Source organism: Actinotignum timonense, assembly GCF_900155575.1.
GTDB classification, from domain to species: Bacteria; Actinomycetota; Actinomycetes; order Actinomycetales; family Actinomycetaceae; genus Actinotignum; species Actinotignum timonense.
Genome location: NZ_LT706966.1, coordinates 1,051,492 through 1,075,570, shown reverse-complemented (window position 1 = coordinate 1,075,570; position 24,079 = coordinate 1,051,492). Strand labels below are relative to the sequence as shown.

23 protein-coding genes and 1 tRNA gene are annotated in these 24,079 nt (G+C 60.1%); 5 read left to right on the top strand and 19 right to left on the bottom strand.

What is annotated here, in order from left to right; genetic code table 11:
- Nucleotide 1 precedes the first annotated feature (1 nt).
- Genes CZ322_RS04460 through CZ322_RS04445 form a run of 4 tightly spaced genes read left to right on the top strand, consistent with a single transcriptional unit; the run spans nucleotide 2 to nucleotide 3,179 of the window.
- The gene (locus tag CZ322_RS04460) at nucleotides 2-790 is read left to right on the top strand and encodes a PcfB family protein (RefSeq protein ID WP_159454993.1); all 789 of its coding nucleotides are present in this window, start codon (nucleotides 2-4) and stop codon (nucleotides 788-790) included.
- 6 nt (nucleotides 791-796) lie between these two features.
- Nucleotides 797-1,069 (top strand): hypothetical protein, encoded by a 273-nt coding sequence (locus CZ322_RS04455; protein ID WP_087070381.1) that lies wholly within the window; start codon nucleotides 797-799, stop codon nucleotides 1,067-1,069.
- Complete coding sequence (locus tag CZ322_RS04450; protein WP_087070380.1) at nucleotides 1,066-1,497, top strand: hypothetical protein; 432 nt, start codon at nucleotides 1,066-1,068, stop codon at nucleotides 1,495-1,497. Before CZ322_RS04455 ends, CZ322_RS04450 begins: the two co-directional genes overlap by 4 nt.
- A complete protein-coding gene (locus CZ322_RS04445; RefSeq protein ID WP_087070379.1) occupies nucleotides 1,494-3,179 on the top strand; it encodes a VirD4-like conjugal transfer protein, CD1115 family in 1,686 nt (561 codons plus the stop codon). The genes CZ322_RS04450 and CZ322_RS04445 overlap by 4 nt, the downstream gene beginning before the upstream one ends.
- A gap of 19 nt (nucleotides 3,180-3,198) precedes the next feature.
- Here CZ322_RS04445 and CZ322_RS04440 read toward each other — a convergent pair whose 3' ends face one another.
- From CZ322_RS04440 to CZ322_RS04380, 14 genes are all read right to left on the bottom strand, one after another.
- Complete coding sequence (locus tag CZ322_RS04440; protein ID WP_087070378.1) at nucleotides 3,199-4,035, bottom strand: hypothetical protein; 837 nt, start codon at nucleotides 4,033-4,035, stop codon at nucleotides 3,199-3,201.
- A gap of 15 nt (nucleotides 4,036-4,050) precedes the next feature.
- Nucleotides 4,051-5,574 carry a CHAP domain-containing protein gene (locus tag CZ322_RS04435; RefSeq protein WP_087070377.1) on the bottom strand — a complete coding sequence of 508 codons (1,524 nt, stop codon included), beginning with the start codon at nucleotides 5,572-5,574 and terminating at the stop codon, nucleotides 4,051-4,053.
- Nucleotides 5,571-6,635, bottom strand: coding sequence for an RCC1 domain-containing protein (locus tag CZ322_RS04430; RefSeq protein WP_087070376.1), 1,065 nt, complete (start codon nucleotides 6,633-6,635; stop codon nucleotides 5,571-5,573). The genes CZ322_RS04435 and CZ322_RS04430 overlap by 4 nt, the downstream gene beginning before the upstream one ends.
- A 2-nt stretch (nucleotides 6,636-6,637) precedes the next feature.
- On the bottom strand, nucleotides 6,638-8,926 hold the full coding sequence (locus tag CZ322_RS04425; RefSeq protein ID WP_234984462.1) for a VirB4-like conjugal transfer ATPase, CD1110 family: 2,289 nt from the start codon (nucleotides 8,924-8,926) through the stop codon (nucleotides 6,638-6,640).
- A 52-nt stretch (nucleotides 8,927-8,978) separates the two neighbouring features.
- The gene (locus CZ322_RS04420; protein ID WP_087070375.1) at nucleotides 8,979-9,380 is read right to left on the bottom strand and encodes a PrgI family protein; all 402 of its coding nucleotides are present in this window, start codon (nucleotides 9,378-9,380) and stop codon (nucleotides 8,979-8,981) included.
- 2 nt (nucleotides 9,381-9,382) lie between these two features.
- On the bottom strand, nucleotides 9,383-9,583 hold the full coding sequence (locus CZ322_RS04415) for a hypothetical protein (RefSeq protein ID WP_087070374.1): 201 nt from the start codon (nucleotides 9,581-9,583) through the stop codon (nucleotides 9,383-9,385).
- A 46-nt stretch (nucleotides 9,584-9,629) separates the two neighbouring features.
- Nucleotides 9,630-10,307, bottom strand: a complete 678-nt coding sequence (locus tag CZ322_RS10100; protein WP_200807169.1) for a superantigen-like protein SSL4 — start codon at nucleotides 10,305-10,307, stop codon at nucleotides 9,630-9,632.
- 188 nt (nucleotides 10,308-10,495) lie between these two features.
- Nucleotides 10,496-13,459, bottom strand: coding sequence for a VaFE repeat-containing surface-anchored protein (locus tag CZ322_RS04410; RefSeq protein ID WP_234984461.1), 2,964 nt, complete (start codon nucleotides 13,457-13,459; stop codon nucleotides 10,496-10,498).
- Nucleotides 13,460-13,667: 208 nt separating this feature from the next.
- The gene (locus CZ322_RS04405; protein WP_087070372.1) at nucleotides 13,668-14,687 is read right to left on the bottom strand and encodes a hypothetical protein; all 1,020 of its coding nucleotides are present in this window, start codon (nucleotides 14,685-14,687) and stop codon (nucleotides 13,668-13,670) included.
- A 66-nt stretch (nucleotides 14,688-14,753) separates the two neighbouring features.
- The gene (locus tag CZ322_RS04400) at nucleotides 14,754-15,542 is read right to left on the bottom strand and encodes a hypothetical protein (RefSeq protein WP_087070371.1); all 789 of its coding nucleotides are present in this window, start codon (nucleotides 15,540-15,542) and stop codon (nucleotides 14,754-14,756) included.
- A 26-nt stretch (nucleotides 15,543-15,568) separates the two neighbouring features.
- Nucleotides 15,569-16,861 carry a hypothetical protein gene (locus tag CZ322_RS04395; RefSeq protein ID WP_143231848.1) on the bottom strand — a complete coding sequence of 431 codons (1,293 nt, stop codon included), beginning with the start codon at nucleotides 16,859-16,861 and terminating at the stop codon, nucleotides 15,569-15,571.
- 258 nt (nucleotides 16,862-17,119) lie between these two features.
- Entirely contained in the window at nucleotides 17,120-17,857 is a 738-nt protein-coding gene (locus tag CZ322_RS04390; RefSeq protein WP_087070369.1) for a hypothetical protein, read from the bottom strand.
- A complete protein-coding gene (locus CZ322_RS04385; protein ID WP_087070368.1) occupies nucleotides 17,857-18,432 on the bottom strand; it encodes a hypothetical protein in 576 nt (191 codons plus the stop codon). The genes CZ322_RS04390 and CZ322_RS04385 overlap by 1 nt, the downstream gene beginning before the upstream one ends.
- A 13-nt stretch (nucleotides 18,433-18,445) precedes the next feature.
- Entirely contained in the window at nucleotides 18,446-18,706 is a 261-nt protein-coding gene (locus CZ322_RS04380) for a hypothetical protein (RefSeq protein WP_087070367.1), read from the bottom strand.
- Nucleotides 18,707-18,790: 84 nt separating this feature from the next.
- Between CZ322_RS04380 and CZ322_RS10410 the strand changes: the two genes are divergently transcribed.
- Nucleotides 18,791-19,168, top strand: coding sequence for a DUF739 family protein (locus CZ322_RS10410; protein ID WP_143231901.1), 378 nt, complete (start codon nucleotides 18,791-18,793; stop codon nucleotides 19,166-19,168).
- Here the strand turns inward: CZ322_RS10410 and CZ322_RS04375 are convergent.
- The 5 genes from CZ322_RS04375 to CZ322_RS04355 form a co-directional block, all read right to left on the bottom strand.
- Nucleotides 19,130-19,201 (bottom strand) — tRNA-Arg (locus CZ322_RS04375). The two genes, CZ322_RS10410 and CZ322_RS04375, sit on opposite strands and share 39 nt — an antisense overlap.
- 104 nt (nucleotides 19,202-19,305) lie before the next feature.
- Complete coding sequence (locus CZ322_RS04370; protein WP_087070366.1) at nucleotides 19,306-20,217, bottom strand: universal stress protein; 912 nt, start codon at nucleotides 20,215-20,217, stop codon at nucleotides 19,306-19,308.
- A 128-nt stretch (nucleotides 20,218-20,345) separates the two neighbouring features.
- Nucleotides 20,346-21,080, bottom strand: a complete 735-nt coding sequence (locus tag CZ322_RS04365; RefSeq protein WP_159454991.1) for a C40 family peptidase — start codon at nucleotides 21,078-21,080, stop codon at nucleotides 20,346-20,348.
- A 412-nt stretch (nucleotides 21,081-21,492) separates the two neighbouring features.
- Complete coding sequence (locus tag CZ322_RS04360) at nucleotides 21,493-22,197, bottom strand: metal-dependent transcriptional regulator (protein WP_026428424.1); 705 nt, start codon at nucleotides 22,195-22,197, stop codon at nucleotides 21,493-21,495.
- Complete coding sequence (locus tag CZ322_RS04355; RefSeq protein ID WP_234984460.1) at nucleotides 22,190-23,815, bottom strand: MFS transporter; 1,626 nt, start codon at nucleotides 23,813-23,815, stop codon at nucleotides 22,190-22,192. Before CZ322_RS04355 ends, CZ322_RS04360 begins: the two co-directional genes overlap by 8 nt.
- Nucleotides 23,816-24,079 lie beyond the last annotated feature (264 nt).

Genomic DNA, 24,079 nt, shown 5'->3' with positions numbered 1-24,079 from the left:
TATGGGCGGCGAACAAATCGCCAACACGGTTACCGCAACGCTTCTCCAAGCCGGCCTAAAAATCACCGGCTACTTCCTCACCGGCTCACTCCAAGCCGTTCGACTGACCGCCCAAGGCGGCCTAAAGCACATCGCCAAACTGAAAGGCGTTGCGCCAAGTCAGCGCGAACACGGGCGCATGACCATCAAAACGCTCCAGCGTAAAGGTGGGGATCTCCACTCGGCCGAGATCACCCCGGAAAACCTTGCCGCTCTCAAAAAATACTTGAGACGAGCCGGTGTGGATTTCGCGCTCGAGCGCGCTGGTGAAGGCTACTTTGTCCACTTCCAAGGAAGCGATGTGGCGCTCATGCAACACGCCTTGGCCCGCATCGAAGCCGACCTCACCCCCACGCGGCAACAGGCTAGCCAGAGCAAGCCGGGCACCGAAAAAGACACACCTGAGAAGATAGCATCCAAGAAAGAGGGGCAAGCACCAGAAGACGGTACACCAGAAGCAGACGCTCCCGCGCAAACCGGCGACGTCACCCAGCCTGGTGCCACCACCCCGAACGCCGACGCCGCCGCTCTGTCTGCCTCGGAAAGCCAGACACCCCAGGCACCGGCGACGTCGGAGACACTGCCGACGTCAGGGGCCGCGCCGGGAAAGAAGCCGGTCACGAAAGAAAAACTCCAGACCCGCAGTGATGTGGCTCGTGCTATCGAGAAGAAAGCCCGAGCCAAAAAAGCCGCACTCAACGGGCGTCCGCCTGTGCCTGCCCAGGTGGTCTCGAAAAAGATGGGCCGGTAGAATCCCGTGGATATTTTCTGTGCCGGCACTATCGCCAACACTCCACAATGGAACCTCGAACACACCTCCTTGCGGTTCATTATCGAAACCCAGGCTGCTATCAAAACCACCGTGATAGCTAGTGGCCGCCTCGCCCGCTACCTCGGTGAAGAACTCGCTTTGCAGCGCGGCACCCAGGTACTTGCATACGGAGTAATCGAGCAAGGCGACGACGGCGGCATCTTCCTCGCCCCCTATTCGCTTGCCCCTGACTTTTTCCCGGACTGGAGTACGCCATGACCGGCTCTTTCACGCTTATAACAGCCGAGCCAGCAGAGCGCGCCCTCGCCCAGCTCCTACGCGGTCACGCTCCCTTGACCGCGCTCACGCTAGCCGAGGCCCCCACTCATCCCGATGTCGCCCGCCTATTGCCAGCCAATGTGGAGGCGCTCGTGTATAGCGAGCCTGGCTTGTGTTTGATCGACACAGACATCGACCCACACGCCGTTTTCAACAACCTCACCCGCCTACGCACACCAACGACCGATGTCGGTGACGCCGATGGTGTGGGTGCCTCTGACGTCGCGACGTCACCACTCGCATCTACCGCACCCACACTAGACCTTGCCGACACCCAGGAAATCCCGCGGGTTTCTTTCACTTATGAGGGCCGGGCTGATATTGCGGCTGTGATCGAGACCCGCGCGAAAAAGAAAGCACACCAATGACCTACATCCTCACCATTCTCGGCCTCCTCCTCGCATTCTGGACAGGAAACAAGGTCTGTTTCCAGGTACGCAGCGACATCGAAGCCGGCCTGCCACTCACGGATATTCTCGACCGCTTCTACCTTGATCTCCTTGAGCGGCCTTTCCATATCTCTTTTCATGAGATCGACGCCGCCGCCGGTCTGCTTCTAGCGGCCACAATCGCCCTAACCGCCCTCTACCGCAAGACCATGAAAGGCACCCGACGGGACGGCGCCGAGCACGGCTCCGCGCGCTTCGCCACCCAAGCCGCGATCCGCCCCTACCGCGACAAAACCTATACAAGCAACCTCTTGTTTACTCGCACGGAGCGCTTGTCCCTGGATGGTCGGAAAACCCAACGCAATCTCAACGCCCTCGTTGTTGGCGGATCCGGATCAGGTAAATCCCGCTACTACGTTTTACCCAACCTCGCGCAATTCAATACCTCGTTCGCGGTCACTGACCCGAAAGGCGAACTCTATGCCCAAACCCACGCCGCACTCACAGCCCACGGCTACCAAGTACGGTGCTTCAACCTCGTCGACTTCAACCGCTCCGCCACCTTCAATCCACTCTCCTACTTCAAAGACACCCGCGGTGAAATCGACATCAGCATCCTGGTCGAAAACTTCATCTCGAATACCACCGGGCGGCGGCCCGCCACCTCAAGTGACTTCTGGGAAAAAGCAGAACGCGCACTCCTCACCGCCCTCGTCGCCTACATCTACTACACGAAAGGCAACACCGGCACACTCATCGACGTCGTTGATCTGCTCGCGCAAATGCAAGCATTCGAAAAAGACGACGAGAGCAAGTCCGATGTCGATCTACTCTTCGAAGCAACCAGCGAGCTAATCCAGGAAGCCGAAATCGCACGCCAAGACCCCACCCAAGACATTTTCTCCCCTCAGGCTCTCGGCGCGATCGACGGGCTCCGCTTCGCCGCCTCCCAATACAACACTTACCTACAGGGCGCGGGAGAAACTAAAAAATCAGTGATTATCTCCCTCGGAGTGAGGTGTGCACCCCTCCACATGGCACCCATGCGCGCCTTACTTTCGGCCGACACTCTCCACCTCGAGCGCATCGGGCAAGAGAAAACCGCGTTATTTTTGATCATCCCCGACACCCACGCCGCCTTCAACTTCCTCGCATCCATTTTCTTCGAGCAACTCTTCGAAACCAACATCTACATCGCCGACCACGAAGATTCACGCCGGTTGCCTGTCCAACTCCAGGTGTTTATGGACGAATTCGCAAACATCGGACGTATCCCCTCCTTTGAGCGGAAAATCGCTGTCATGCGCTCCCGTGCCATATCCGTATCCGTGATCATCCAGAACATGGCACAAGGCAAAGCACTCTACAAGGAAGACTGGGACACCATCGTCGGCAACTGCGACTCAATCCTCTTCCTCGGCGGACAAGAACGCTCCACCACCGAATACTTCTCGAAAATGCTCGGCAAACAAACCATCACCACGACCGATATTTCCGAAAGCCGGGGCAGGAACGGGAACTGGACACGCGGCCACAAACGCCTGGGCCGTGAACTCATGACCCCGGATGAGATCGCCCACATGCCGACCGACAAGTGTCTGTATTTCTTGCGCGGTCTCGCCCCGTTCTACTCGAAAAAGCTCGAAGCACCCTCCATCTAAATCCATTCATCAATAATCACTATCCTTCTCCGAGGAATGCTTTAGCCATGCGCGAGGAACCGAAAAGCAGGGTGAGGAAGAAGACCGGCGCGGCCAGCAGCCCCGGAAGATTCGCGGTCAATGTAGAGAGCATGTTATCCCCCGTCAAACTATTCACGTCCACCATCTCCACTTGGAAATACGAGTAAATCGTGATGCACAAGATGATGACCACGCCATGCAAGACCGCACCCGCATAGCGGCGCAAATATCCCACGCCGATGCTTTTCGTCTCCGGATGCGAGAGGAAAACCAGGGGAAGGGTTGCGGCCGCACTCAAAATATAGATCTCGGCGAAACGCAACAACACGATGATTTTCACGCCAATGGAGGCGACGATGGAGAGCAGCCACGGCAAGAAAAGCACGAGCATAAGGCCCGCCTTGTCGGCTAAGCCTAGGTCGTCTACCGCTGTTTTCACCGACGCCGGAAGATCACCCCCGGCAACCGTGTCCGGGCTTTGCGCTACTACTCCGGCGGTGATTTTCTCACCCGCCTCATTAATCGAGGAAAGAATGAGATCGACGTTTCCTATTGCGATCAATATCAACGCGGCTTTCAGCAACGCGAGAGCGATCTGCTGGGTGCCGCTCTTGCTGTCTCCCTCATAACGGGTAGAAAGCCTAGCTAGCTCGAGCACGAGAATAATCGCGAGAATAGTCGCCGCCACAGGCTTTACCGCAACAGAATTGAGGCTCGTGCAAAACTCAAAAGCGCTCTGGTTGTAGGAGGCGATGTCTGTTTTCAGGTCATCGACCCCGCCCGCAAAGCTACCGCCGAAAATCGCGGTGAGCATCGCCAAAATAATCCCAGCCACAACTAGCCCTCCCTGTTAGTTTTCGCTCATGCGGATCACAACCGGAGGCTCTTCCCCGCACCACGAATCCGGGCCGACCGTTGTCCCCATTTTTTCGTTCCACGCGGCAACATTCCGGCCATCCCCTAGCGAGATAGCCACATGCCCGGGCCAATAGAGAATGTCTCCTGGCTTGGCTTGGCTATAGGGCACTCGCCGCCCATACGACAACACGCCCGTCGTGTCGAAGTAGTTGATGGTCACCCCGTGCTGGCGATATACCCAGGCAACGAAACCGATACAGTCCCAACCGCTCGGGGATTGTCCCCCGTGTACATAAGGCACGCCCTGATAGGCGAGAGCCGTATCCAGAACGGCGCTCGACCCGCCGGGCACCCGAACTATTTCGCCACTCGCTGCCCTCCGGCCCAGGTCTGGGTTGCGGCGCACAGTGATACGCCCGTCATCCAGGAACTTCTGGAAGTCAGTGTGGGTGAAGCGCTCGAGGTAGTAGGCGGCGTTACCGTAATTCTCCGTGAGGAGGGTGCCGTCGGTGTTTGCGGCCGCATACGCCACGTGTCCGGCCGGGTGGTCATGCCCAGCCACCCCAGACTTGAAAGAGACAATATCACCGGTTTTGACGTCTTTTGCGTTGTTGATGACGGGCCAGCCCGGCAAATTAGCGGTATCTCCCCACTGGGAGCCGTTCCCACCGGCAGGGGTTAGGTCACCATGCCGGTAGACCCATCTGCCGGGGCCGCCACCCATATCCCGGTTCACCCGCCAATACACAAAATCCGTGCAATTCCCGAAATAGTAGAGCGTCTCCGTGTTTACGGTGTTGAACACCTCGGTAGCATTACCAGCCGAGTCCCTAACTTTATCGCGCCAGGGGTAGTCGTCTTGGATCGGGAACGCGACCTCCGGCAACTCATCATCGACCACTAAATTCACTATCCAGTTGGGGATGAACGAGACAATCGCGATGATCATGATGGAGGCCACCAGCCCCGCTATCAAGACCGGAGAGGCAGCGATCATGGATACGCCGGAGGCAATGGCAGCCGCGATTTTCACGGCCACCACCCGCCCAGCATTCAATGCCCGGGCAGCGAGGCGTGGCCGATACCCACCCCGCAAGGCAGCCCTGCCAGCCCGCTGGGCCTGCCGACTGCCCGGTGTCGCACGCCTCAGTCCGGGTACGACACTCGACCCGGAACGCCCACTCGACGCCGACCTCACCGGCGACATCGCCGGTACGGTCGCGGCGCGGCGAGCCGTAAGACGAGAGACACGCGAGGTGCGCGGGACGTGCCCGCGCAGTACCGGAATATGCTGACGTGCTTTATTCCAGGTTTTACGTCCCACTGTACGGCCGGCGATGGAGAAAGCCGTACCGACTTGCTCATCGACTTCTCCACCCTCGAAGCTGCGTAGCTCACGCACATCCCCCACAAGCCGCCCAGCCTTACCCACCAAGTGAGAGTCTCGGCGAGTGTGGATATTCGCGGCTTTTTTACTGGAAGTGTCGCGGATATTCATCGACGCAAGCACGCTCACAGCCCGCTCTTCTCTGTCACGCCCACAATCCCAGCCGGGTCATTTGTGAGTGCTTGTTTGTCGTTCGACCCCCAACACCACGCCCGCCCGGCATCATTTCTCGCGCAGGTGGTGAACCGCGAAGCCACCAGCCCCGTCGGATTTGCGCCTTCCGGGAGCGTGACTTGGCGGGCCAAGCTCGCTTTATCACCTTGGGCACCGCCCCCGAGTTGTCCGTTGTAGTCCGTACCCCAACACCACACCCCGGTGTTCGTGAGGGCGCAGGCGTGAGCATCCCCCACCGCAAGGTCTTTGACCTCGAGGGATTCGAGTCCCGAGACCGCCGCCGGTGCTTGGGTGTCGGAGGGTTGCTGGCCGGCTTGGCTCCACCTGTTATCACCCCAACACACCGCGCCTTGGCCGCTGCTCGCGCAGGTGGTGTCCCCACCCGCCGCCAAGATTTTCACGTCCGCGTCGAACGTGTGGGAGGCGTTCTGGCCATGGTCGCCTACGCCAATACACGAAACATCCTTGCCGCGGGCTATGCACATGTGTGCCTTGCCGGTGGCTTCCAAGACACCCTCTGCAGGCGGCGCGGTGGTGGCTTCCGGTGTCGCAGGCACTATCGACGCCGCCGGTGTTGGTGGCGCTGACTGCGCGGCGTCGTCGGCGGTTGGGTTTTTCATGACCCACAAAGCCGCGACCATGAGCGCGAGGCATACGAGAGCGGCCCCGAGAGTGAGGTTGCGAGCCAAATTCCCGCGGCCGGGTAGGCCGCTACCAGCCCGCGTACGACGCCGCCGCCTACCGTCTACCCCCTGCGGGCCGGCCTGACCACCCGCTAGCGGGGCTACCGGCGACGCCGGTAGCCCCACCTCAGGTGCCACCTGAGCCATTGTTTGTGGTGGCGCTGGTACCTCACCGGCACGCCCGACTCCGACCACCCGCGCGAAGTTCGCCCAGGCAGCAAGCTCGGGATAAGCACTCGGATGCGTCGCGATGTCTTCGAGCACGCCTGGCACGCCGCCTTGCGTGGTGGCAATAATATAAAGCGCATCCGCCCCAACAGTTTGATCAATCATTATCAGGCCGCCTTGTCTTCGAATTTCGTGGAAAACAACTCATACAACCGGCTACTGGCTGGCATCGTGTTATCGAAAGGCACCAACACCCCACCCAGGCGAAGCAAGCCTTTACCTGGGGCTTGGTTCGTGAAAAACGCCGCCTGCTCACCCGACAACTTGAGCAAATCCGCTAACGCGGCGCCGTCGGTTGCCTGCTGGTTAAGCAAAAATAGGCCGTCGGAATTGGAGAGCATGAGCCGCGCGGCCTTATTCGCCAGCAACTCCTCGATATTCTGGGTGATACCCGTCATCGAGGCACCCCACTTACGCACCCGCTTATACATCGCCTCAAAATAAGAGGCGGCATGAGGATTCGAAAAAAGCGTATGGAATTCATCCACATACACCCACGTGCGTATGCCGCGGGCACGGTTCGTTTTGATCCGCCCCCAAATCTCCTCCAGGACAACCATCATCCCGAACGTCTGCACGTCACGAGAAAGATCAGCGGTGTCGAAGACCGTGACCCGGTTGCTGCGATCAATGGAGGTGGCGCGAGCGAACCCAGACGCACTCCCGCTGGCGTAGAGTTCAAGGCCGCGGGCAAGCTCGCGGCCCTCACCGTCAGTTTCGCGTGAGAGCGCGTCATATAAATCCGTGAGAGTCGGCGGCGTCGCGCCGTCAGTATTCAAATAGTCCCGGTAAAGCCGGGCCACGCACCGGTCGATAATCGACCGCTCAGAAGCCGACAGACCGCCCTCCCCGCCCAGCAGCACCTCGAGCAGGGAAAGCGCGACCCCGCACTTCTCCTGAATACTCTCCCCGCCCGCGCCCTTGTCTACCTCGAGCGGGTTGATCGAGTCCGGTGAGCTAGACGATACAATCACCCGGTTCGCACCCATCACCGAAGCGAGTGGCACGTATTCGCGGTCAGGGTCAATAATAAGCAGCTCATCGGTGGGACGCCGCAAGAAAGTTTGTAGCATCGAGAACTTCGCGAACTGGCTTTTACCCGAGCCGGTGGTGCCGAGAACGAAGCCGTTGGCGTTCATGCCCCGCCGCCGATCCGCCACGATCAAGTTTTTCGAGCGCGCATTAACCCCGTAAAAATCGCCGCCCTCTTCCATCAGCTCCGCGGTTGTGAACGGCACCATGACCGCTAGCGCGCCGGTCGTGAGGGTACGAAACACCGGCAACCGACACACGCCCAGTGGCAAGGTCGCCCCGAGGCCGTCGAGCTGCATATACCGCAACGTCTCCAGGTTGCACGAGTGCTTCGCGGCCAGGGTTTTCACGCGCTCAACCCGCCCCGCAAGCTCCCCCTCCGTGTCTGCCCCGACAGCGATCACTATCGTGGTGCGGAAGAGTTTTTCATTCGAGCGTTCAAGCTGCGTGCGTAGTTCGGTTGCTTCCTCAAAAGATGCCTGCAACTCATGCGGCATCAGATCACTCGACAACCCTTGCTTGAGGAGGCGGCGTTGCTCATTACCCCGCTGAATATCCATCCCCGCAATCTGAGCCTTAACCAAGTCGAGACCCTTCTTTTGCGAGAGCGGGTCAATATGAATACTTACTGCCATATCCAGGGGCAAATCGGCCAGTTCGGCGAGCAACTGGTCGGAAATAAAGGCCGGGAAATCCCGCAAAACGAGCAACTGCCAAAGCCGCCCACCCGCGTCCACATGATCACGCCCAACATCCAGCGAGAGAGGCACCACCACGTCTTTCGTCGTGAGATTGCTGGCCAGGAGCTGAGCATAATCAAAACGAGGAGCACCGGGCCGCAAAAAATACGTGATGAGTGCCAGGCGTTCGGCTCCATCCAGTTGGCGGGCCTGACAACCCTCAATCTCCCGAAGAGCAGCACTAGCGGTCGTGACCATGCGTGAAAGCGTGGTCTTAGCCTCCTCCACACCCTCCGCCTCGATAGTGAGGGTCACGTATTTACGCGAAACGCAATTATTACGACCCGTGGCCAGGCGGGAGGCGATCAAGCTGTTATATTCACTACGCCAATCGTCTACCCCGTCCCCACGCATAGCAAGGGCCACCCCACGCGCCAGCACTTCCTTATCCAAGACCTGGTTGATCAACTGGATCTGCACATGCGTCCCCGCCAAATGCGAGTTGAGGAAACGTGCGTATTTCTCAATCACACCCTCCTGTACCTCGCTTGGCGCGAGAGAATAATTCACATCCGAAAGTTCAAGCGTCACCGAATAAATGTTGCCGCCAAGCCAGGCCAGCCCGCTCTGGGTGAGTGCCTCGTAAGGTATTTTTGCTTGCACACTCCCCGGAGCAGCCGACATACCGGTAGCGCTCTTCGCGCTGCGCGACCGGCGACGCCGCCGCCCGTGTGTGTTAGTTGTTTGTTTCGAAGGAGACGTACTCCCGACGAAGACGCCCGGAACGGCCGCGTCTTGCTGTTGTTGTGTTCTTTTGCCCATCACTAAACCCCACATCTGTTATTTGGTGGTAGAGGTAGCGGCGCCGCCCGAACCGGTACTCCCACGCATAACCGATATATTTCTCGGCTGGAATACCCATCGGGCGCCACCACCCAAACATCGCCGCCGGAACCATCACCGCGAACACGATCAAAATTCCGAGATCGTCAAGACCGGCCCGGTAGCAGCCCCAATAAGCAAGGCCAGCTACCGGGAGGGCAATGCTCAACGCCCCGAGCTGACGCCAAGAGAACCCAAAGAGAACTTTGGGCTGGTAGGCCGTCACCTCGCGGTAAACATGAACCTCAAAAGCCATGGCTATATTGCGATGGATTTGAAGAGCTGGGCGGCAGCCACAATCATGACCCCACCAAGCGCCTGCCACATCCCGGTTTGGGTTTGCTGACCATCATGGCTACGCAACCCACCAGCCAGCGTGATCACGCCCCAAATAGCCCAAATACCACCGCCTGCGGTGGCGAATTTAGTGAAGAGATCGAGAAGTTCATTCAATTCCATGGTCTATTTCTTCCTTTCAAAAACGAAAGCCTGATTTCAAGGGTGGTTATGCGGCGTGCTTCGCCACATACCCCCGCCGGCGTGTAGCAGCGATGCATAGGCCGCCGGCCGTGATCGCCGCTAAAGCCAGATAAGCGCTCGACGCCGAAGCGGCCCCGGAGTCCGCAAGCCGTTGAGACGCCGCGTACTTACCCGAATACGAACCCGTCGAGCGCGCAGCGGCGCGATACACCCGGCCCTCACCCTCACTCGCCTCATAAGAAGAAGAGGAGTCCGCGCCCGGTGCTTCATCCTCGACGCTCGGCAAAGTATCGCTACCCGCGTCAGGCGAGGGAACACCCGGCTCCGGTTCAGGCTCCGGCTCCGGTTCAGGTTCAGGTGCGGGTTCAGGCTCGGGGCTGGGCGGCACCGGAGCCGGCTCGTCCCCCGGCGTGGGAGGTGCAGGAGGCTCCGGCACGGGTGCCGGCTCGTCCCCCGGTTGGGGCGGCTCGGGCACATCCGGCACCGCAGGGCTGTCGTCTCCTGGCGTAGGTGGGGTATCCCCCACATCCGCCGGTTCCGCCGCTCGAACGGAGGCCGTTCCCGGAGTCTCCGCGAGAGTCACAGCCGTCGTGTCCGTTACCGCTGCGGGAGCGGTCTCCGCCGTTGTTTCTACAGCGTTGGCTGCCGGCAGGGCAAGGAAAGCCAACGTAGATACAGCAATAGCAGTCGTTGTTTTCTTCATTTTTACCTCACAAAACACTTCGTTTTCATGGCCGAGATTTGTTCGAGAAAAGATAGAAGAGGGGGCTGGGCTAGCCAGCAATAGCTGGCCCAGCCCCCGATTACCCATGTGCGCGCCTCGACCATGGAAAACACGCGCACACGGGAGCACTTATCCACCCCGAGCTAGCTCGGGGTGTGCCTGGTTGGTTAGGCGCGCTTGCGACGCACGAGCCACGCGCCACCAACAACTAGACCCGCAGCCGCGAGGGCTGCGAGGGTGATGCTGGCGCCGGTGCGGATCAGCGAGGGCGGAGCCGGCGGCGTCGGAGGCGTACCCACCGTTACCGTCTGCTCGGAGTCCTTCAAATCGTGATGAACCGAAACGGTCTTGCCGTCTTGGGTGACGGTCTCGAAGACCACGACTTTCTTGCCGGCGAGCTTGCTGGCATCGAAAGTGATGTCGATCGAGGCGCAGTCATTCGCCGCCGCCGGAATAAACTTGCGTGTAACTGTTACGGGCTTGCCCGAAGCGTCGAGCAAGGCGTCGCCGTTATCCAACATCAACGCCGCCGTGATTTCATACTCGGTGCCTGGTACGAGGGTGCCGGCGACGTCGCACACCCGGTCGGTGATTACGACGTTAGGCACCGGCGCGATGGTCTTGTCGCCATCGCTCTTATCGGTTGCGGTGGTCTGGAGCTTCGAGAACGTGACTGTTTGGTTCTCGTCGTTGATGTCCGTATGTACGGCGATTTCGCGGCCGTCTTGCGTCAGGCGCTCGAAAGCCACGGTCTGCTTACCCGCAAACAGCGAACCGTCCACCACAAACTTCACGGTGGCGGTGCCGTTCGGCGTCTCCGGCACGAAAGTCGCCTGCGAAGTCACCTTGTCGCCATTCGCGTCCACGAGCGGCTTGCCGGTGGCTTTATCCATGAGGGTGCCGGAAAGCTCGTATTCCTTACCGGGCGTCAGGTTCTGGTAAGAGACCGTATCCACCAGCTCCACCTTGGCGGTATTCGGCGCGACGTGCGTGTTCTCGTGCGTGAGAGTCGTGTGAATCGCCGGCTCAGGAGTAATAGTGAACTGCTCGGTCACGTCCTCCACCGAGGTTGTGAGGGGTTGGACGCGGTCATCACCAGCAAACGACGAAACGAAAACATAGGTTCCGGGCAGGTTTTTACCGTTCGCGTCTTGCTTCACCAACCACGAGGTCTCACCAACGCTCGGATAGAAGCCATTACGCGCGGGAATCGTGACCGTCTCGCCGATCTTTTCCGCCTTAGCGCGGTTGGCTTCCGTCACTTCTAGGCCGTGGGGGAAGAAGAGCACTTCATGCTCAATAGTTGCGGTGTCGGGCTTGAATCCCATACCACCCTGGAAACTCGGGTGGTTCTTGGGCATTCCGGTCACCCAGACATCATCGACGAGGTACGTGCCGCTCTTCGTGTCACGGATAGAGAGCGTCGAGTCGATCTTGGCGGGGTAACGCACGGAGGTGGTCTCGTCCGGGAGTCCGAACTGGTCGGCCCACCCGGCCTTAATCCACTTCGCGGAATCGGCGGGCTGGTCTTCAGCCTTGACTTCCCAAACCCACGTGACGAACCCGGCCTTTACTGTGGGCTGTGAGAGCGTGGCTTTAAGCGAGCCGGGGCCGTTCGCTACGACGGTGACGGACTCAATCAATTCCGCGCTGGAAGGCACCGTGTCCGTGGTGGTCGGGAGTTCTACCGGCGAGACGTAATACGCGGAAGCGCGGTAGGTCACCGGCACGTACGTGCCCTCGTCAAATGATGTGCCAGGCGCAACGATGCGTGTCCACTCGCCATCCCGGTAGGCCGGGTCGGCCTTGGCATCGAACGTATCGGACAGCACGGTGCCCTTGTCGATCACCTTAGAATCGGCAACGTTTGAGGTACCGAGCGGCCTAAAGTCGAAATTCTCCGACGTGGTTTCCGCCTCCAGGCCGAACGAGTCGCTCCAATTCTGGTGAACATACTGGCTGTTTCCGCCTTGCTTGGCCTTATTAACCGACCAAACCCAGCTCACGTAGCCGCGCTTCGGGGTAGTCAGCTTCGCTTCTAGCTTCTGACTCTCACCCGTCGCGGTCACATCCACGCTACCGAGGACTTCGGCGTCTGCCGGGATGGTGGTGCTGGTGGTGGGCTTTTCACGGCCCGCCCAATAAGCAGTCGCCGTATAAACAACCGGAACCGGCTGGTCGTTTACCTGCGTCCACTTACCGTCACCATAGCTTTTATCGACCGACGTCGTTAGAGTGTCGCTAATCGTCCCGTCGAGGTTAATCTCCTGGCTGGTGGCTTGGCTGGTGCCGGTGGGTTGAAAGTCAAAAATTACACGCCACGACGGACCCGGAACTGTAACCGTCTCCGGGTCAGAAGCGAGATCACGATTACCAGTAGTGATCATGTCTTGAATCGACCCGTCCGAACCGTACTTTGTCAGAGTCCGCCGACCGGAAGTTGCTGCTTGCATCGAATAGGACACATCACCGTTTCCCGTGGCAGTCCACGTCAGGGTGATCGGTTCCGCAGCCGAAGTCCCTGCCCAGGAGTTCGTGCCAGTAGCGTCAAAGACGGCAGGGCCGGAAAGTTGCAAAAAGACTGGAATGCCCGCGACTGGAACTCCGTTGCCATTCGTGACGACGATTCCGTGAATATTACCGGTGCGTTGGCCATCGCCTTCCACCTGGCCGCCTTCGTAGCCGACGGCGGCACTGTTACGGGCCTCGGCAACGTACTGTAATGCGCGTGCCCACACGTCCGGTTGCTGGGTTTGCGCTGCACCGGCGATTTCATGAGCCACGCTGGCCGTGTTCTCAAAGTTCGCGTGCATGAGCAAACCGAGCGCCGCCAAATTCACGTTATCCGTGGTATTGCCCTGGTATTTATTCAAAAGCCAGGCGGCCTGCGGCGTCGTCAAAGCCAGTTCCGGCACATGCTGCGCCGAGTCAGTGAGGGTCGCAATCGAGGTCAGGTCGTTCGGGCCCGGGTCGGCTTTCTTGCCATCAATGCACCATTGAGGGGATGCATCAATAGCCGTCCCGCCGATCTGCGGAGTCTGATTAATGTGCGGGCCAAGCCGCAACGCACCAGAACGGTTGATACCGACGAGATCGATACCGCGCCCGACCGTCGAGTCATAAGCCGCCATGGCACTCCCGCCAAGCAAGCTCGAAATTATCAGAGTAAATACCGCAAGGAGCGCGGCAAGCGTCCGGCCACCTGGCCGGGCATGTGTGGTCGCTGCCATAATAGGTAACGAGTCCTTTCTATATCGAAATGTTTAAGGTCATTGCGAAAAACTGGAGGGATTCACCGGCTCGGTGCTTGCGCCAACAAGCACCGAGCCACCTTTACTTTTACGGACAGGGGACAAACCACGAGTTGCCGTTGGTATCACCCTCGCTGCAAACAGGGGGGCCGTCCATAGTCCATCCGCTGTCTACCCATCCACCATTGTCAGCAGGTGCAGGCTCAGGAGCTGCGGGAGCAGGCGCGGCTGGGGCCGGAGCCGCCGCAGGAGCAGGCGCCTCATAACCTGTGTCGTCGCTCCCCCACGAAGACGACGAAGACGCTGAAGAGCCAGCCGAGGAAGCGGCCTGTTCGGGCTGCACGGCTTGGTCAGGCAGTGCGACCGTCCCGATAGCGGCGCGGGTTTTCTTCATCGCGTCCTCCAAGTCATGGATCTGGAAACCCAGCGCCGCGACGCGTTCTTGAACCTCACGCCACCGCATCTCACCGTGCTTATCTCGCACCCGAGCGCATTCTTCCTCTAGGCCGTCTGCTTTCTGGTTCATCGAGGTGATAATCCCACCATCAGCAACCTTCCCAGTCGCCTCACCAGCGAGCTGACGCGCTTCGCCCAAGACCTTCTCACACCGCTTCAAGACCGAGGTGCCATCCTCGCCCTTACCAGTCACATACCGAGTGACTTTCTTAGAGAATGCCTCATCGAGTTCGGCCATCTTGGTTTCGAGTTCGCTACCCCACCCGCGCAACACGCTCACACGCTCGGAAATAGCGGTCGCAGCCGCGCGTGCCTCCTTAGCACCAAGAGTCTCGGCCTTGCGAGCATCTACAGGCTTGGCCAGCTCGCCCTCAATCGAGGCACGCAACTCCAGCGCCCTAAAACAGCTCTCGGGGTTACCCCCGTCGTTCGAGCACTGGACAGGCTGGAAATCAACCGTCTTAATTTGCTCCTCCAGGGAGGTCTTCAATTCCGCATACTCGGCGCTTGCTTTGGTGTAGTCCGCGCGGGCATCCTTGGTGGCCGATACCCCACGCAAATACACGCCGATACCGACAATGAGTGCGATAGCGATAATTCCTATACCGGCAAGCACATACGCCTTCCGGTTCTTGATTCGGGTGATGTCCATGGTCTGGTTCTTCCTCGTAATTTGTTTCTTCTCTTGTCTCTAATGGTGCCTTACCGTTACGACACTTTAAACACCCCGAAGCGTGCTTATTCGCTCGCGTATCGCCCGGAGGTTTTCCTGCCCGCCAACCTGGGAACCCACGCCACGCTTCGTGTCTGGTGGCTGGCGGGCAGGAAGACTAAACACCACCGGCGAGGCCGCGCCCGGCTTTTCTTCTGGAGCCGGCACGTGACCACCAACCGGTGTTGGTGGTTGTTTGGTGCCGCGTGGCTGCTTGGATGCGATATGCCGGATCCGATAAATCACCAGACCCACTGGATTCTTCGCGGCCGACGGGAATGGGTTGTTATTCAAAGCGTTGTAGATTGCGCGTTTCGTCCAGCCGTGATCGAGTGCTTCCTCGAGATATCCTGTGGCACGCTCACGACCCACCCCTTTCAGCAGGTTCGCTAGCGGTGCGGGTACACACTCATCCACCACATCAACACCCGCGGGGATTTCGCGGCGTTCCCGACGCTCACGCACCATCCCCCGGCCCGTGCCGGTTGTGCTTGCGGTATCTGCCGGCGCGGCTGCTGTGGCTTGCGTTGGAGGGGTTGTCATGGGAGTATCCGAGATCACCACCCGGCCATCCGCGCCCCTGTAACGGTAGCCGGCCGCTTCCAGCTCCGAGAGTGCTTTGCGGGTGCGGGCCTCACTCAACCCACGGCCAGCCAGTGCCCGATAACCCGCCGAAGCATTCTCACCCAGCCCCAGGCAGTAAACCGCCAACGCGAGAGCATCAAACGAAAGCCGCTCATCTTCCAGCAACGCCTTGGGCACGCCCACAACACTGCGCTCAACGTGTGTGTCCATAACAACCTCCTCTCTAAAAATCAGAATTACTTGGCTACCGTTTGGGGTAGTTCAGCCAAGATCATTTGCCGCCACGCCCGAGACAACCTCGGGTCATCCCGAATCCGAGCCTCAAACACCCCCGCCCCGTCAGGCGCAACACTCTGCGCCTCGGTGAGCAGGCCGGTGAGTTCGTCCATCGAATACCCCCGCGCCGCCCGCTGGTTGGTTACTGGCTGGCAGGCCGCGATCTGGCGAATCCGATACGCCACTAACGCGCCCGCGTTTCGGGTGTCCCCCGGCAGTGGGTTCGAGTTCAACACCCGGTAAACCTGAGCTGCCGACCAGCCCGCATCTAGCGCGGCCCGCAAATCACGAGCCACAGCCTCTAGGCGTGATGGAGCAATAAACCCGGCCAGGCGCTCGGGAACACACGAAGCCACCACAACCGCATCCCCCGCCGAGTCCCCCGGAGTGTCCTGCACCTGTGGCACCCTTGAGTCCGGCCCGGCAGGTGCTGGCGTGTGGGTAGCCACGACAGTGGCACCCACCACGCCCGGCTGTCCGTTTGGGTCGCCATCCACACCAACCACACCCAGCCCAGAATCATCTGCTGGCGTTTCAGGCCGGGTTGGTTGGTTGGATTTAATCCCTTCTGAGCGTAGTGAAGAAGGGTATTGGTTTAAGGGGTACCGCTCACCGACGGACGATAACCGGCACCCCGGAGAACAACCACCTGTGGATAACCCACCGTCGCTAACAGGCTCCCCCGAGGTAGCGTTTTGTTTTTGGCGGTTTTCCACCATTTCGCTCCGAGGTACCGGAACCGGCACCCCGGACGGCTCGCTTGTGGATAACCCTGGATTGTCGCTATCTTGCGTTTCAGCGCCGGGAGTATCCTCCACATCCGACGACACCAAGATCGGGTGGCCGTCCGCGTCCAGCCGGATCGCTTCCTCACCATCAGCGCGTGCCGATACACACGCCACCACATCACCGCGAACCGAGTCAGGCACTTCAAGGAATGCTTCCTCAAGGCTGATCGGCTCACTAGAAAGCACGGTGACCGTCGCGAACTTGCCACGCCCACCAGCAACCCGGAACCGATACCGCAGCCCGGCAACCTCGAGTTCTTTGAGCGCGGTCGCCACTGCGCGCCGGCCGAGTCCGAAATGCCCGCTCATAGAGTCGCGAGTCTTCGGAGCATGAGGTGGCATCGAGAGCATGTAGACGAACAGGCCGAGCGTGGGAGCGGAAAGCCGCACACCCCACACGACGTCATTCGTCATCCACGTACCGCCCCGATTCTTCCGGGTAACAAACAAGTCACTACTCGCCACGGGTGCTCACCTCCCCTTCGAGTTGAAGAAGAATAGGGCTGGCTGACCCTCTAGGAGTAACAAGAGCCAGCCAGCCCGCGCGCAATGGGAAGCGCGCCCACCCCACCAACTCACGCATAATAGAAGCAGCAAACCAACTATCAGCGTCGATGGAAGGGAAGAATCGATGGAACTGCCAGGACTTACCCAAGCGAGCATCCAAAGACCAGTACCTCCGGGCTGGTCTCGTTAGCCGGCCTGGTGGCCGCGTGTTAGTTGTTAGCGCCATGAGAGCAGACCCCCGACCCGGATGTATTGCTCGTCTTCGCGCGTGCGCATGGAAAACCCGGCAAGCTCTATCGCACGCTCGGTTACAGGCACGAAACCATGCTCATCACACTCTCCGCCAAGCGGCGCGATATGAACCGCGCACATCAGCCCGTCTGGGTACTCGGGCGTGCGATAGCACGGCCAGCCCGTAATAAGAAGACCGATCATGTAGGCTGCCGAAAGCAGCCCGTAGGCGAGCACCCACTCAAGAGGCGGATTACCTACCTTGAACACTTCCGGGTCTTTCCGCACCCGAATTCCGCCAGCAAGCACCAGCCCTGGCACGGCGCTGTATGCTCGGGTTATCGCGGTGAAAGCCGTGGTATCCAGGAGTTTTTGCAATACGGCCTTCTCGTCTAGGTCGCCATGCAATTCACAGCCCATATCCACGGCAAGACCAATGCACGTCGCCCGATAAGAGACACCCGGCCTGCCATACAAAGCAGTAACAGCGCTCTCGGTAATACCGGTTAGTGTTTGGAAGTAGCGTAGGCGCCGCCCGTAAAATTCCTCGACTTTAGCGCGAGCTTGCTCGCGCCAGGACTCTTCGGAGAAATTCCAGTGCCGGAAACTCAACACAGGCGGGATCTCGGCTTCCCAATCGGCTACATGCAAACCCTCAATAACCACCAGGTCAAAATCCGATCCCAGCTCGGGCAACACCACTTTCTTCTTTTTACGCGGCATCAGAGGACACCTTTCTCGTGTGCCTCACGAATCCACTCATAGACAAGCTTGGCCGGATAAGCAGACTCACGAATCGCGTCGCTTGAGAAAAACTGTGGGGAGGTGAGAGCTTTAACCTGGGAAACCTCGAAAGCCGGAGCATAGGCGAAGTAGTACTCGACCTTGTGAACGCTCCACACGTGCGGCACGAGGAACTCGAGAAGTGCGTCCGCGTCATCTACGGGCACGATACGGTCAATCCACTCACCATCGGCTTGCGTGAAATAACGCATTTCCAACACCGCCCACCGAGGGGCAACCGCAACCTTTTCCGGGGCAATGTCGGGTCGGTAGCCAAGCTCTATACGCCCGTCTTTCATACGCGGGTAAAACGATTTGACGACATTGACGTAGTCCTGTTCGTCAAATTCCCACACGTCGACAATCTGACCTATCAAGCCAGCATCAAGCGCCACATAAAACCGGATATCGTCCATCGGCTCACCCGTCGCGGGATTAACAAGACCTGACGGCACTATCAGACCAACATCAAGAACATAAACCCCACTCGTAATATCCTCAGGCTTAGAAGTCATCGCCGTTCCCCTTTTACCCGAAAATTTCCAACTGGCCGGCGATCACGCCAGACTCTGACGCGTCGGCTCGCTGCGCAACGTTGCGGTCATGGTGATTTTCGTGATCAATAGGAGTGATGATCTCGCCGACCGCTTCGGGGAGGAAAACAATTCGGCCGCTCGCAAGCTGGCGAGCGTTATTGATATGCCCCGCCCGCGCCCATCTCAAAAGGGTGCGCGAGGAAACAGCACCCCCAATGCGAGAAGAAAGTTCCCTCGCCGACAAGAAGTTCATGAACGTATCTCCGTTTCACGTAATATCACTCGTGACAAGTAAAGCACACACACATTATTGCCACAAGCACACATCTTGCACGTCATGACACTATGCGCTACTGTTGGACACATGGAGACAATTGGAACTGGTGGGTTCGATAACGCAAATACCGCCATTGGTAGCGTTTTGAACCAGTACCTATTTGAATGCGATATTACGAAGACACACTTTGCCCAGGTGTTGAACGCAAACAAGTCCGTACTGTCACGGAAACTTCGCGGCCGAGTAACGTGGTCTGCGACCGAAATCGCCACAGCCGCTGCGTTCCTTGGCCTTGAGCCGAACGACATCATGCCGACAATGCAGATTGATGGTGGAAAGGTGTATTGGCAGCCGGCCCCTTACAAGCCGGGGTACGCGCGCCCGCGCACCGATCTACTGTGCCCCCGAAAGGATTCGAACCTTCGACCTACCGCTTAGGAGGCGGTCGCTCTTCCCCTGAGCTACGAGGGCGGGCCCACCGCCGACCGTTCATCCGAACGACGGTAGGAATAAGATAACCGTTCCAGGTTACTCTGCGTGGCACCGTGGGCGCCACTTACCGATTACAGGCCCAGCTACCGCGCCGAAGGATCGGGCACATCCCAGGGCACATTGGTATCCGGAACGTGGAGGTTCTTGGTGGCGTGGGTTGGCACCACGAGCACCGGCGATTGGGTGCCGAGGAGCAGCGTGTGGCTAGTGGAGCCAAAGAGCAGTCCGGTAATTCCGCCGCGGCCGCGCGCCCCCACGACCACCAGGTCCACGGAGCTTGAGAATTCCGCCATGATTTCTGCCGCGGAGCCTTCCACCGCGTAGCAGCGCACCTGCACGGTTTCATCCCCGCGCAGCACTTCGGCCACGGTTTCTTCCAGGCCCAGGCGGGTGTCATCCAGAATTTCGCGGGTCATATCCCCGCCGGGAAGTAGGCCGCCCCCGGCGCGTGTCACCGACACCGCGTTAATTGCGGAGACCTGCGCGCCCCAGCGCCCGGCCATCCGCACCGCCAAATTAAGTGCGTATTTCGATTCCTGCGAGCCGTCCACTCCCACCACAATGTGGCGGATCGGCAGGCGCCGCGAATGCTGGAGCGGCACCACGGCAACCGGGCAGTACGCCTTGGAAACAATCGCGCCGGCCACTACGCCCAGCTGGTCAATATCCGCGGTATCCGCCCCGGAATACCCGACCACCAGCCGCGAAGCGGTTTTGGATTCTGCCAGGAGCAGCTCGACCGGATCCCCGGGCAGCGCCACCGCGGTGGCTTCCAAGCCCGCCAGGCCGGCCACGCCCTCCTGGGCGAGCGCCTCCCGCGCGATACTCATGGCGCTCTCATAGGAGCCGCGCGGATCGGGGCCTTCCTGGTAGCAGGTGAGGGCCCGCAGAGTGGCATTGCGACTCACGGCCACGTGCGCACCCCACACAAGTGCTGCGCGCGATTCAGGGGAGCCATCCACCCCAACGACCACGGAATTCTCATGCTGGTACATCGTTACCTCCGTTGCCCATTCTCCCACGGGCCCGCCCCGGGGTGGAACCGTGCGTAAAATACGAACGCCGCCGGGAGCTCCGACGGCGTTCGCACATAATTCTTCTCCAACCTCGCGGCAGGCGCGCTTTAGGAAACGCGGATCACGATGGGGGTATCACCGCACCACGAATCCGGACCCACGCGGGTACCCATGCTCGGGTTCCACGCCGCCACATTCTGGCCGTTGCCCAGCGAGATCGCCACGTGGCCGGGCCAGTAGAGGATATCACCGGGCTGGGCTTCCGCGTAGGAAACCTGGCGGCCCACCGAGAGCACCGAAGTGGTGTACCCGCCGATGGCAACACCGTGCTGGGCGTAGACCCAGCGCACGAAGCCGATGCAATCCCAACCGGAGGGGGTGGTGCCAGCCCATACATAGGGCGAGCCCACGCCGCTGAGGGCGGTATCAAGAACGGAGGAGCCGATAGCGCTGGGCGCGGCTTCTACTTCCACGCCAATGCCCGCGGCTGCGGGAGCGGCATCGTTATCAGAGGAGGCGGTGGCGGTTTCAGCCGCGGCGGTGGTGGCGCTGGCGGCCGGGGCAGCTACTTCAATAGCCGGAGCTGCGGATTGAATGTTGATCTGTTCGATCTTCCATTCCGAGGTGGCGCTCGTGGTGCCGGCGATGCCAGCGGCAACGTCCTGCGCGTGCGGGTTGGACAGCGCCGCCTTGGCGGGCGCCGCCGCGGTATCAGCCGCCGCATTCGGAACGATCAGTGCTGCTGCGCCGCCCACAACGAGAGCTGCGGTGAGACCACGTACTGCGGGGTTCGCCAGGTTATGAGCCTGCGACCGCATATCAAGAGCGTGGCGTCCGGTCATGGGATGATCTCCTACAAAACTTTCCTGCGCGCCCCGAGGGGCACTTTCGGTACGTCCATTAGCGTAACGATTAGGCAACGAATTGTCACGTTTATGTAACAAGTGGCACAGGAGGGCCGTTATCATCCCAAAACGGCGAACTCCCGGCCTTTCCTCCGCTTTTTTCGCGTGATATCAGGCTTTTCCCAGTACCCGTTTATAACGTTTTGATATACTTTTTCGCGGCTTACACCACGCTGAGGTGACGAACTGTGGTGGAGACCACGGGAACGACGACGCCGCACTACCGCTCCGCCAGGCGGGGAACCCGGCTTTCATCGCCACCTGAGACAGGCCGGGCGCCCAGGACTCACCGCTGCCACCCGGCCGTCACCACCGCCACTTGAGGCGCACCGCCTCCAGCCCGGCCGCCTCAGGCGTGCACGAGGAGGTGTTTGCGAATCCAGTCAGTCAGGGGAAGAACTCCGCTTGCCCCGTGGGCGAGGATATCGCCGTCGTCCTCAACACTGATAGTCACCGCAGCATCGGGTTTAATGCCGGCCGCGGCCATGGCTTCGAGGAGGTCGTCGTCGGTTTGCACCACTTCGCCGATGCGCGCAATGGTGACTTTCCCACCGTTCGGGTTGCGTTCCAGGTAATCCGCCACGGCGAGTAGGCCGGTGCGCGCGGCAATATCCGCGCCGGGACCCATGGAATTTTCCGCGGGAATCGGATTGCCGAAAGGATCGTGGCTGAGTTCGTAGCCCTGCTCGCCCAGCACGTGGGAAATGCGTTCTTCCAGTTCGCGGGACATCACATGCTCCCAGCGGCAGGCTTCGGCATGCACGTGCTCCCAGGGCATCCCGAGCACGTGGAGAAGGAAGCATTCGGCTACCCGATGTTTGCGCATCACGCTGGTGGCGATGCGCCGGCCTTCGTCGGTGAGCACGATGGCACGGTCGGTATCCAGGTACATCATGCCGTCGCGTTCCAGGCGCGCCACGGTTTCCGAGACGGTGGGTTTAGATTGGCTCAGGCGCTCCACGAGCCGGGCGCGCAGCGGGACGATTCCTTCTTCTTCGAGTTCGTAGACCGCTTTGAGGTACATCTCGCGGGTATCAACAAGGTCATCACTCATCGCGCGTCTCCTTCGTCTCTGCGGCGGGGGCGGCATCCGGGTGCCCGCCCGCATCCGGTTCCTCATGCGTATCTTGCCATTCTAAGCTGCCCGCGCGCTGCGGGGAATGCCCAGTTTCCGAGCCGCGAGCTACGCTCTCGCCCGGCGCGCTTTCGTTCGGTTCCGTTTCCTGCACCGCGGCGGCCGATGCCTCACTCGACCGCAGCTCGCTATCGTGCGCTTCGTCCTCCGGTTCGAAAAGATCGGCTTCGACTTCGTCGTGGTCCTCCGCGGTGAAGCTTTGCCCGCTATCCGTCTGCCCGGTGCGATTGGCCCGCAGCTGCGCTTCGCGCTCCTCATTTTCGTGTTCGAGCGGCCCGAGAATCTCCAGCTGGAAGGGGTGGCGCACCCGGTAATGCACTTCCACATCCCATTTGCGCCGGCCCCACAGGTAGGCACCCACGGTGGCCACCAGGCAGCCAATCGCGCCGATGCCCACACCCCAGCGTGCCCCGGCCGCCCCGGAAATACCGCCAACCACCAGCGAACCGATCGGGGTCACGCCCTGGTTAACCGTCTGGTAGAGGGAGACCACGCGCCCGCGCATCTGCGGAGAAGTAGACATCTGCACCGCTGCATTGGCGGCGGTGAGCATGATGAGCATGAAGAAACCGACCGGCACCAGGGTGAGGGTGTAGATCAGCAGGTTCGGGGCCAGCGCATTGGCGGTCACCGCAATACCCATGGCCACGCCCGCTCCCACCACGGAACGCACCCGCGGTTGTTTGGTGCGCCGCGCGCCCACTACGGCACCGGATAGCGAACCCACTGCCACCATGGAGGAAACAATGCCGAATTGGGTGGAGTCGGCGTGGAATTCCATGGTGGACATGGACACCGTGGTGAGCGGGGTATTCATGGCCAGGCAGGACACCACACCCACCACCGCGAAAATCACGAGGAGGTCGGAACGGTTGCCCACGTAGCGCAGGCCGTCAATCGTTCCCTGAATCGCGGAAACTTTCTTTTCCGGCCGCGGCGCCGGGTGGAATTCCTCCGGGCGCATGAGGGCCAGCGCAATAAGGGTGGCCCCGAACATGATGCCGTTAATAATGAAGACCCAGCCGGTGCCGATCACCCCGATAAGCAAACCGCCCAGCGCCGGCCCGATGAGGCGCGCAATATTAAAGGACATGGAGTTCAGGCCCACGGCGTTGGGTAGCCAGCGCGGGGGCACCAATTCGGAAATAAAAACGAGGCGCGGCGGATTATCGAAGGATTGAATCACCCCGATGGCCAGAGCGAACAGGCAAACCACCAGCACATTCGCCCAGCCCAGCAGCACCAGCACGCCCAGGGCCACCGCGGTGAGCAGCATCCCGAATTGGGTGAGGACCACCATTTTGCGTTTATCGAGGCGGTCAGCGAGCGCGCCGGCCAGCGGCATAATAAAAGGAATGGGGACGAATTGCAGCGCCGTCACAATACCCACGGCAAAAGCATCATTATTGGTCAGGTCGCTCATAACGAGCCAGTTCTGGGCGGTGCGTTGCATCCACCCGCCGGTATTGGCGACCAACGAGGCAGCGAACCAAATAGCGTAGTTACGGTATTTCAAACTGGCGAATGTACGCCCCACTAAATCCTGCCCCCTGCGGAAAAATCCGATAACTATAGCGGCCGACGGGCGCGGCGGGCTCGTAGCTGCGCTATCTGCGGTGAGTTTATCACGCACGGCCAGGCAAAGCTCGCCTTTGTCTCACCGGCGAAAATAGTACGACGACGCACGGCGGGCCCGCCCCGGGGAGGGGCGGGGGCCGGGGGGTGGTGGTCGGGAGCGCAAGGGGTTGGCCGGGCGGGGGGGGCGGGATTGGGGGGGGGGGGAGGAGGGGAACAAGAGAAC

Bases quoted from the DNA above. Each gene is read 5' to 3' on its own strand.
- CZ322_RS04390 (WP_087070369.1), bottom strand. From the start codon at position 17,857: ATGCCGCGTAAAAAGAAGAAAGTGGTGTTGCCCGAGCTGGGATCGGAT.
- CZ322_RS04415 (WP_087070374.1), bottom strand. From the start codon at position 9,583: ATGGAATTGAATGAACTTCTCGATCTCTTCACTAAATTCGCCACCGCA.
- CZ322_RS04425 (WP_234984462.1), bottom strand. From the start codon at position 8,926: ATGTCGGCTGCTCCGGGGAGTGTGCAAGCAAAAATACCTTACGAGGCA.
- CZ322_RS04400 (WP_087070371.1), bottom strand. From the start codon at position 15,542: ATGGACACACACGTTGAGCGCAGTGTTGTGGGCGTGCCCAAGGCGTTG.
- CZ322_RS04380 (WP_087070367.1), bottom strand. From the start codon at position 18,706: ATGAACTTCTTGTCGGCGAGGGAACTTTCTTCTCGCATTGGGGGTGCT.
- CZ322_RS04365 (WP_159454991.1), bottom strand. From the start codon at position 21,080: ATGACCGGACGCCACGCTCTTGATATGCGGTCGCAGGCTCATAACCTG.
- CZ322_RS04430 (WP_087070376.1), bottom strand. From the start codon at position 6,635: ATGATTGATCAAACTGTTGGGGCGGATGCGCTTTATATTATTGCCACC.
- CZ322_RS04420 (WP_087070375.1), bottom strand. From the start codon at position 9,380: ATGGCTTTTGAGGTTCATGTTTACCGCGAGGTGACGGCCTACCAGCCC.
- CZ322_RS04405 (WP_087070372.1), bottom strand. From the start codon at position 14,687: ATGGACATCACCCGAATCAAGAACCGGAAGGCGTATGTGCTTGCCGGT.
- CZ322_RS04410 (WP_234984461.1), bottom strand. From the start codon at position 13,459: ATGGCGGCTTATGACTCGACGGTCGGGCGCGGTATCGATCTCGTCGGT.
- CZ322_RS04460 (WP_159454993.1), top strand. From the start codon at position 2: ATGGGCGGCGAACAAATCGCCAACACGGTTACCGCAACGCTTCTCCAA.
- CZ322_RS04360 (WP_026428424.1), bottom strand. From the start codon at position 22,197: ATGAGTGATGACCTTGTTGATACCCGCGAGATGTACCTCAAAGCGGTC.
- CZ322_RS10410 (WP_143231901.1), top strand. From the start codon at position 18,791: ATGACACTATGCGCTACTGTTGGACACATGGAGACAATTGGAACTGGT.
- CZ322_RS04450 (WP_087070380.1), top strand. From the start codon at position 1,066: ATGACCGGCTCTTTCACGCTTATAACAGCCGAGCCAGCAGAGCGCGCC.
- CZ322_RS04385 (WP_087070368.1), bottom strand. From the start codon at position 18,432: ATGACTTCTAAGCCTGAGGATATTACGAGTGGGGTTTATGTTCTTGAT.
- CZ322_RS04445 (WP_087070379.1), top strand. From the start codon at position 1,494: ATGACCTACATCCTCACCATTCTCGGCCTCCTCCTCGCATTCTGGACA.
- CZ322_RS04370 (WP_087070366.1), bottom strand. From the start codon at position 20,217: ATGTACCAGCATGAGAATTCCGTGGTCGTTGGGGTGGATGGCTCCCCT.
- CZ322_RS10100 (WP_200807169.1), bottom strand. From the start codon at position 10,307: ATGAAGAAAACAACGACTGCTATTGCTGTATCTACGTTGGCTTTCCTT.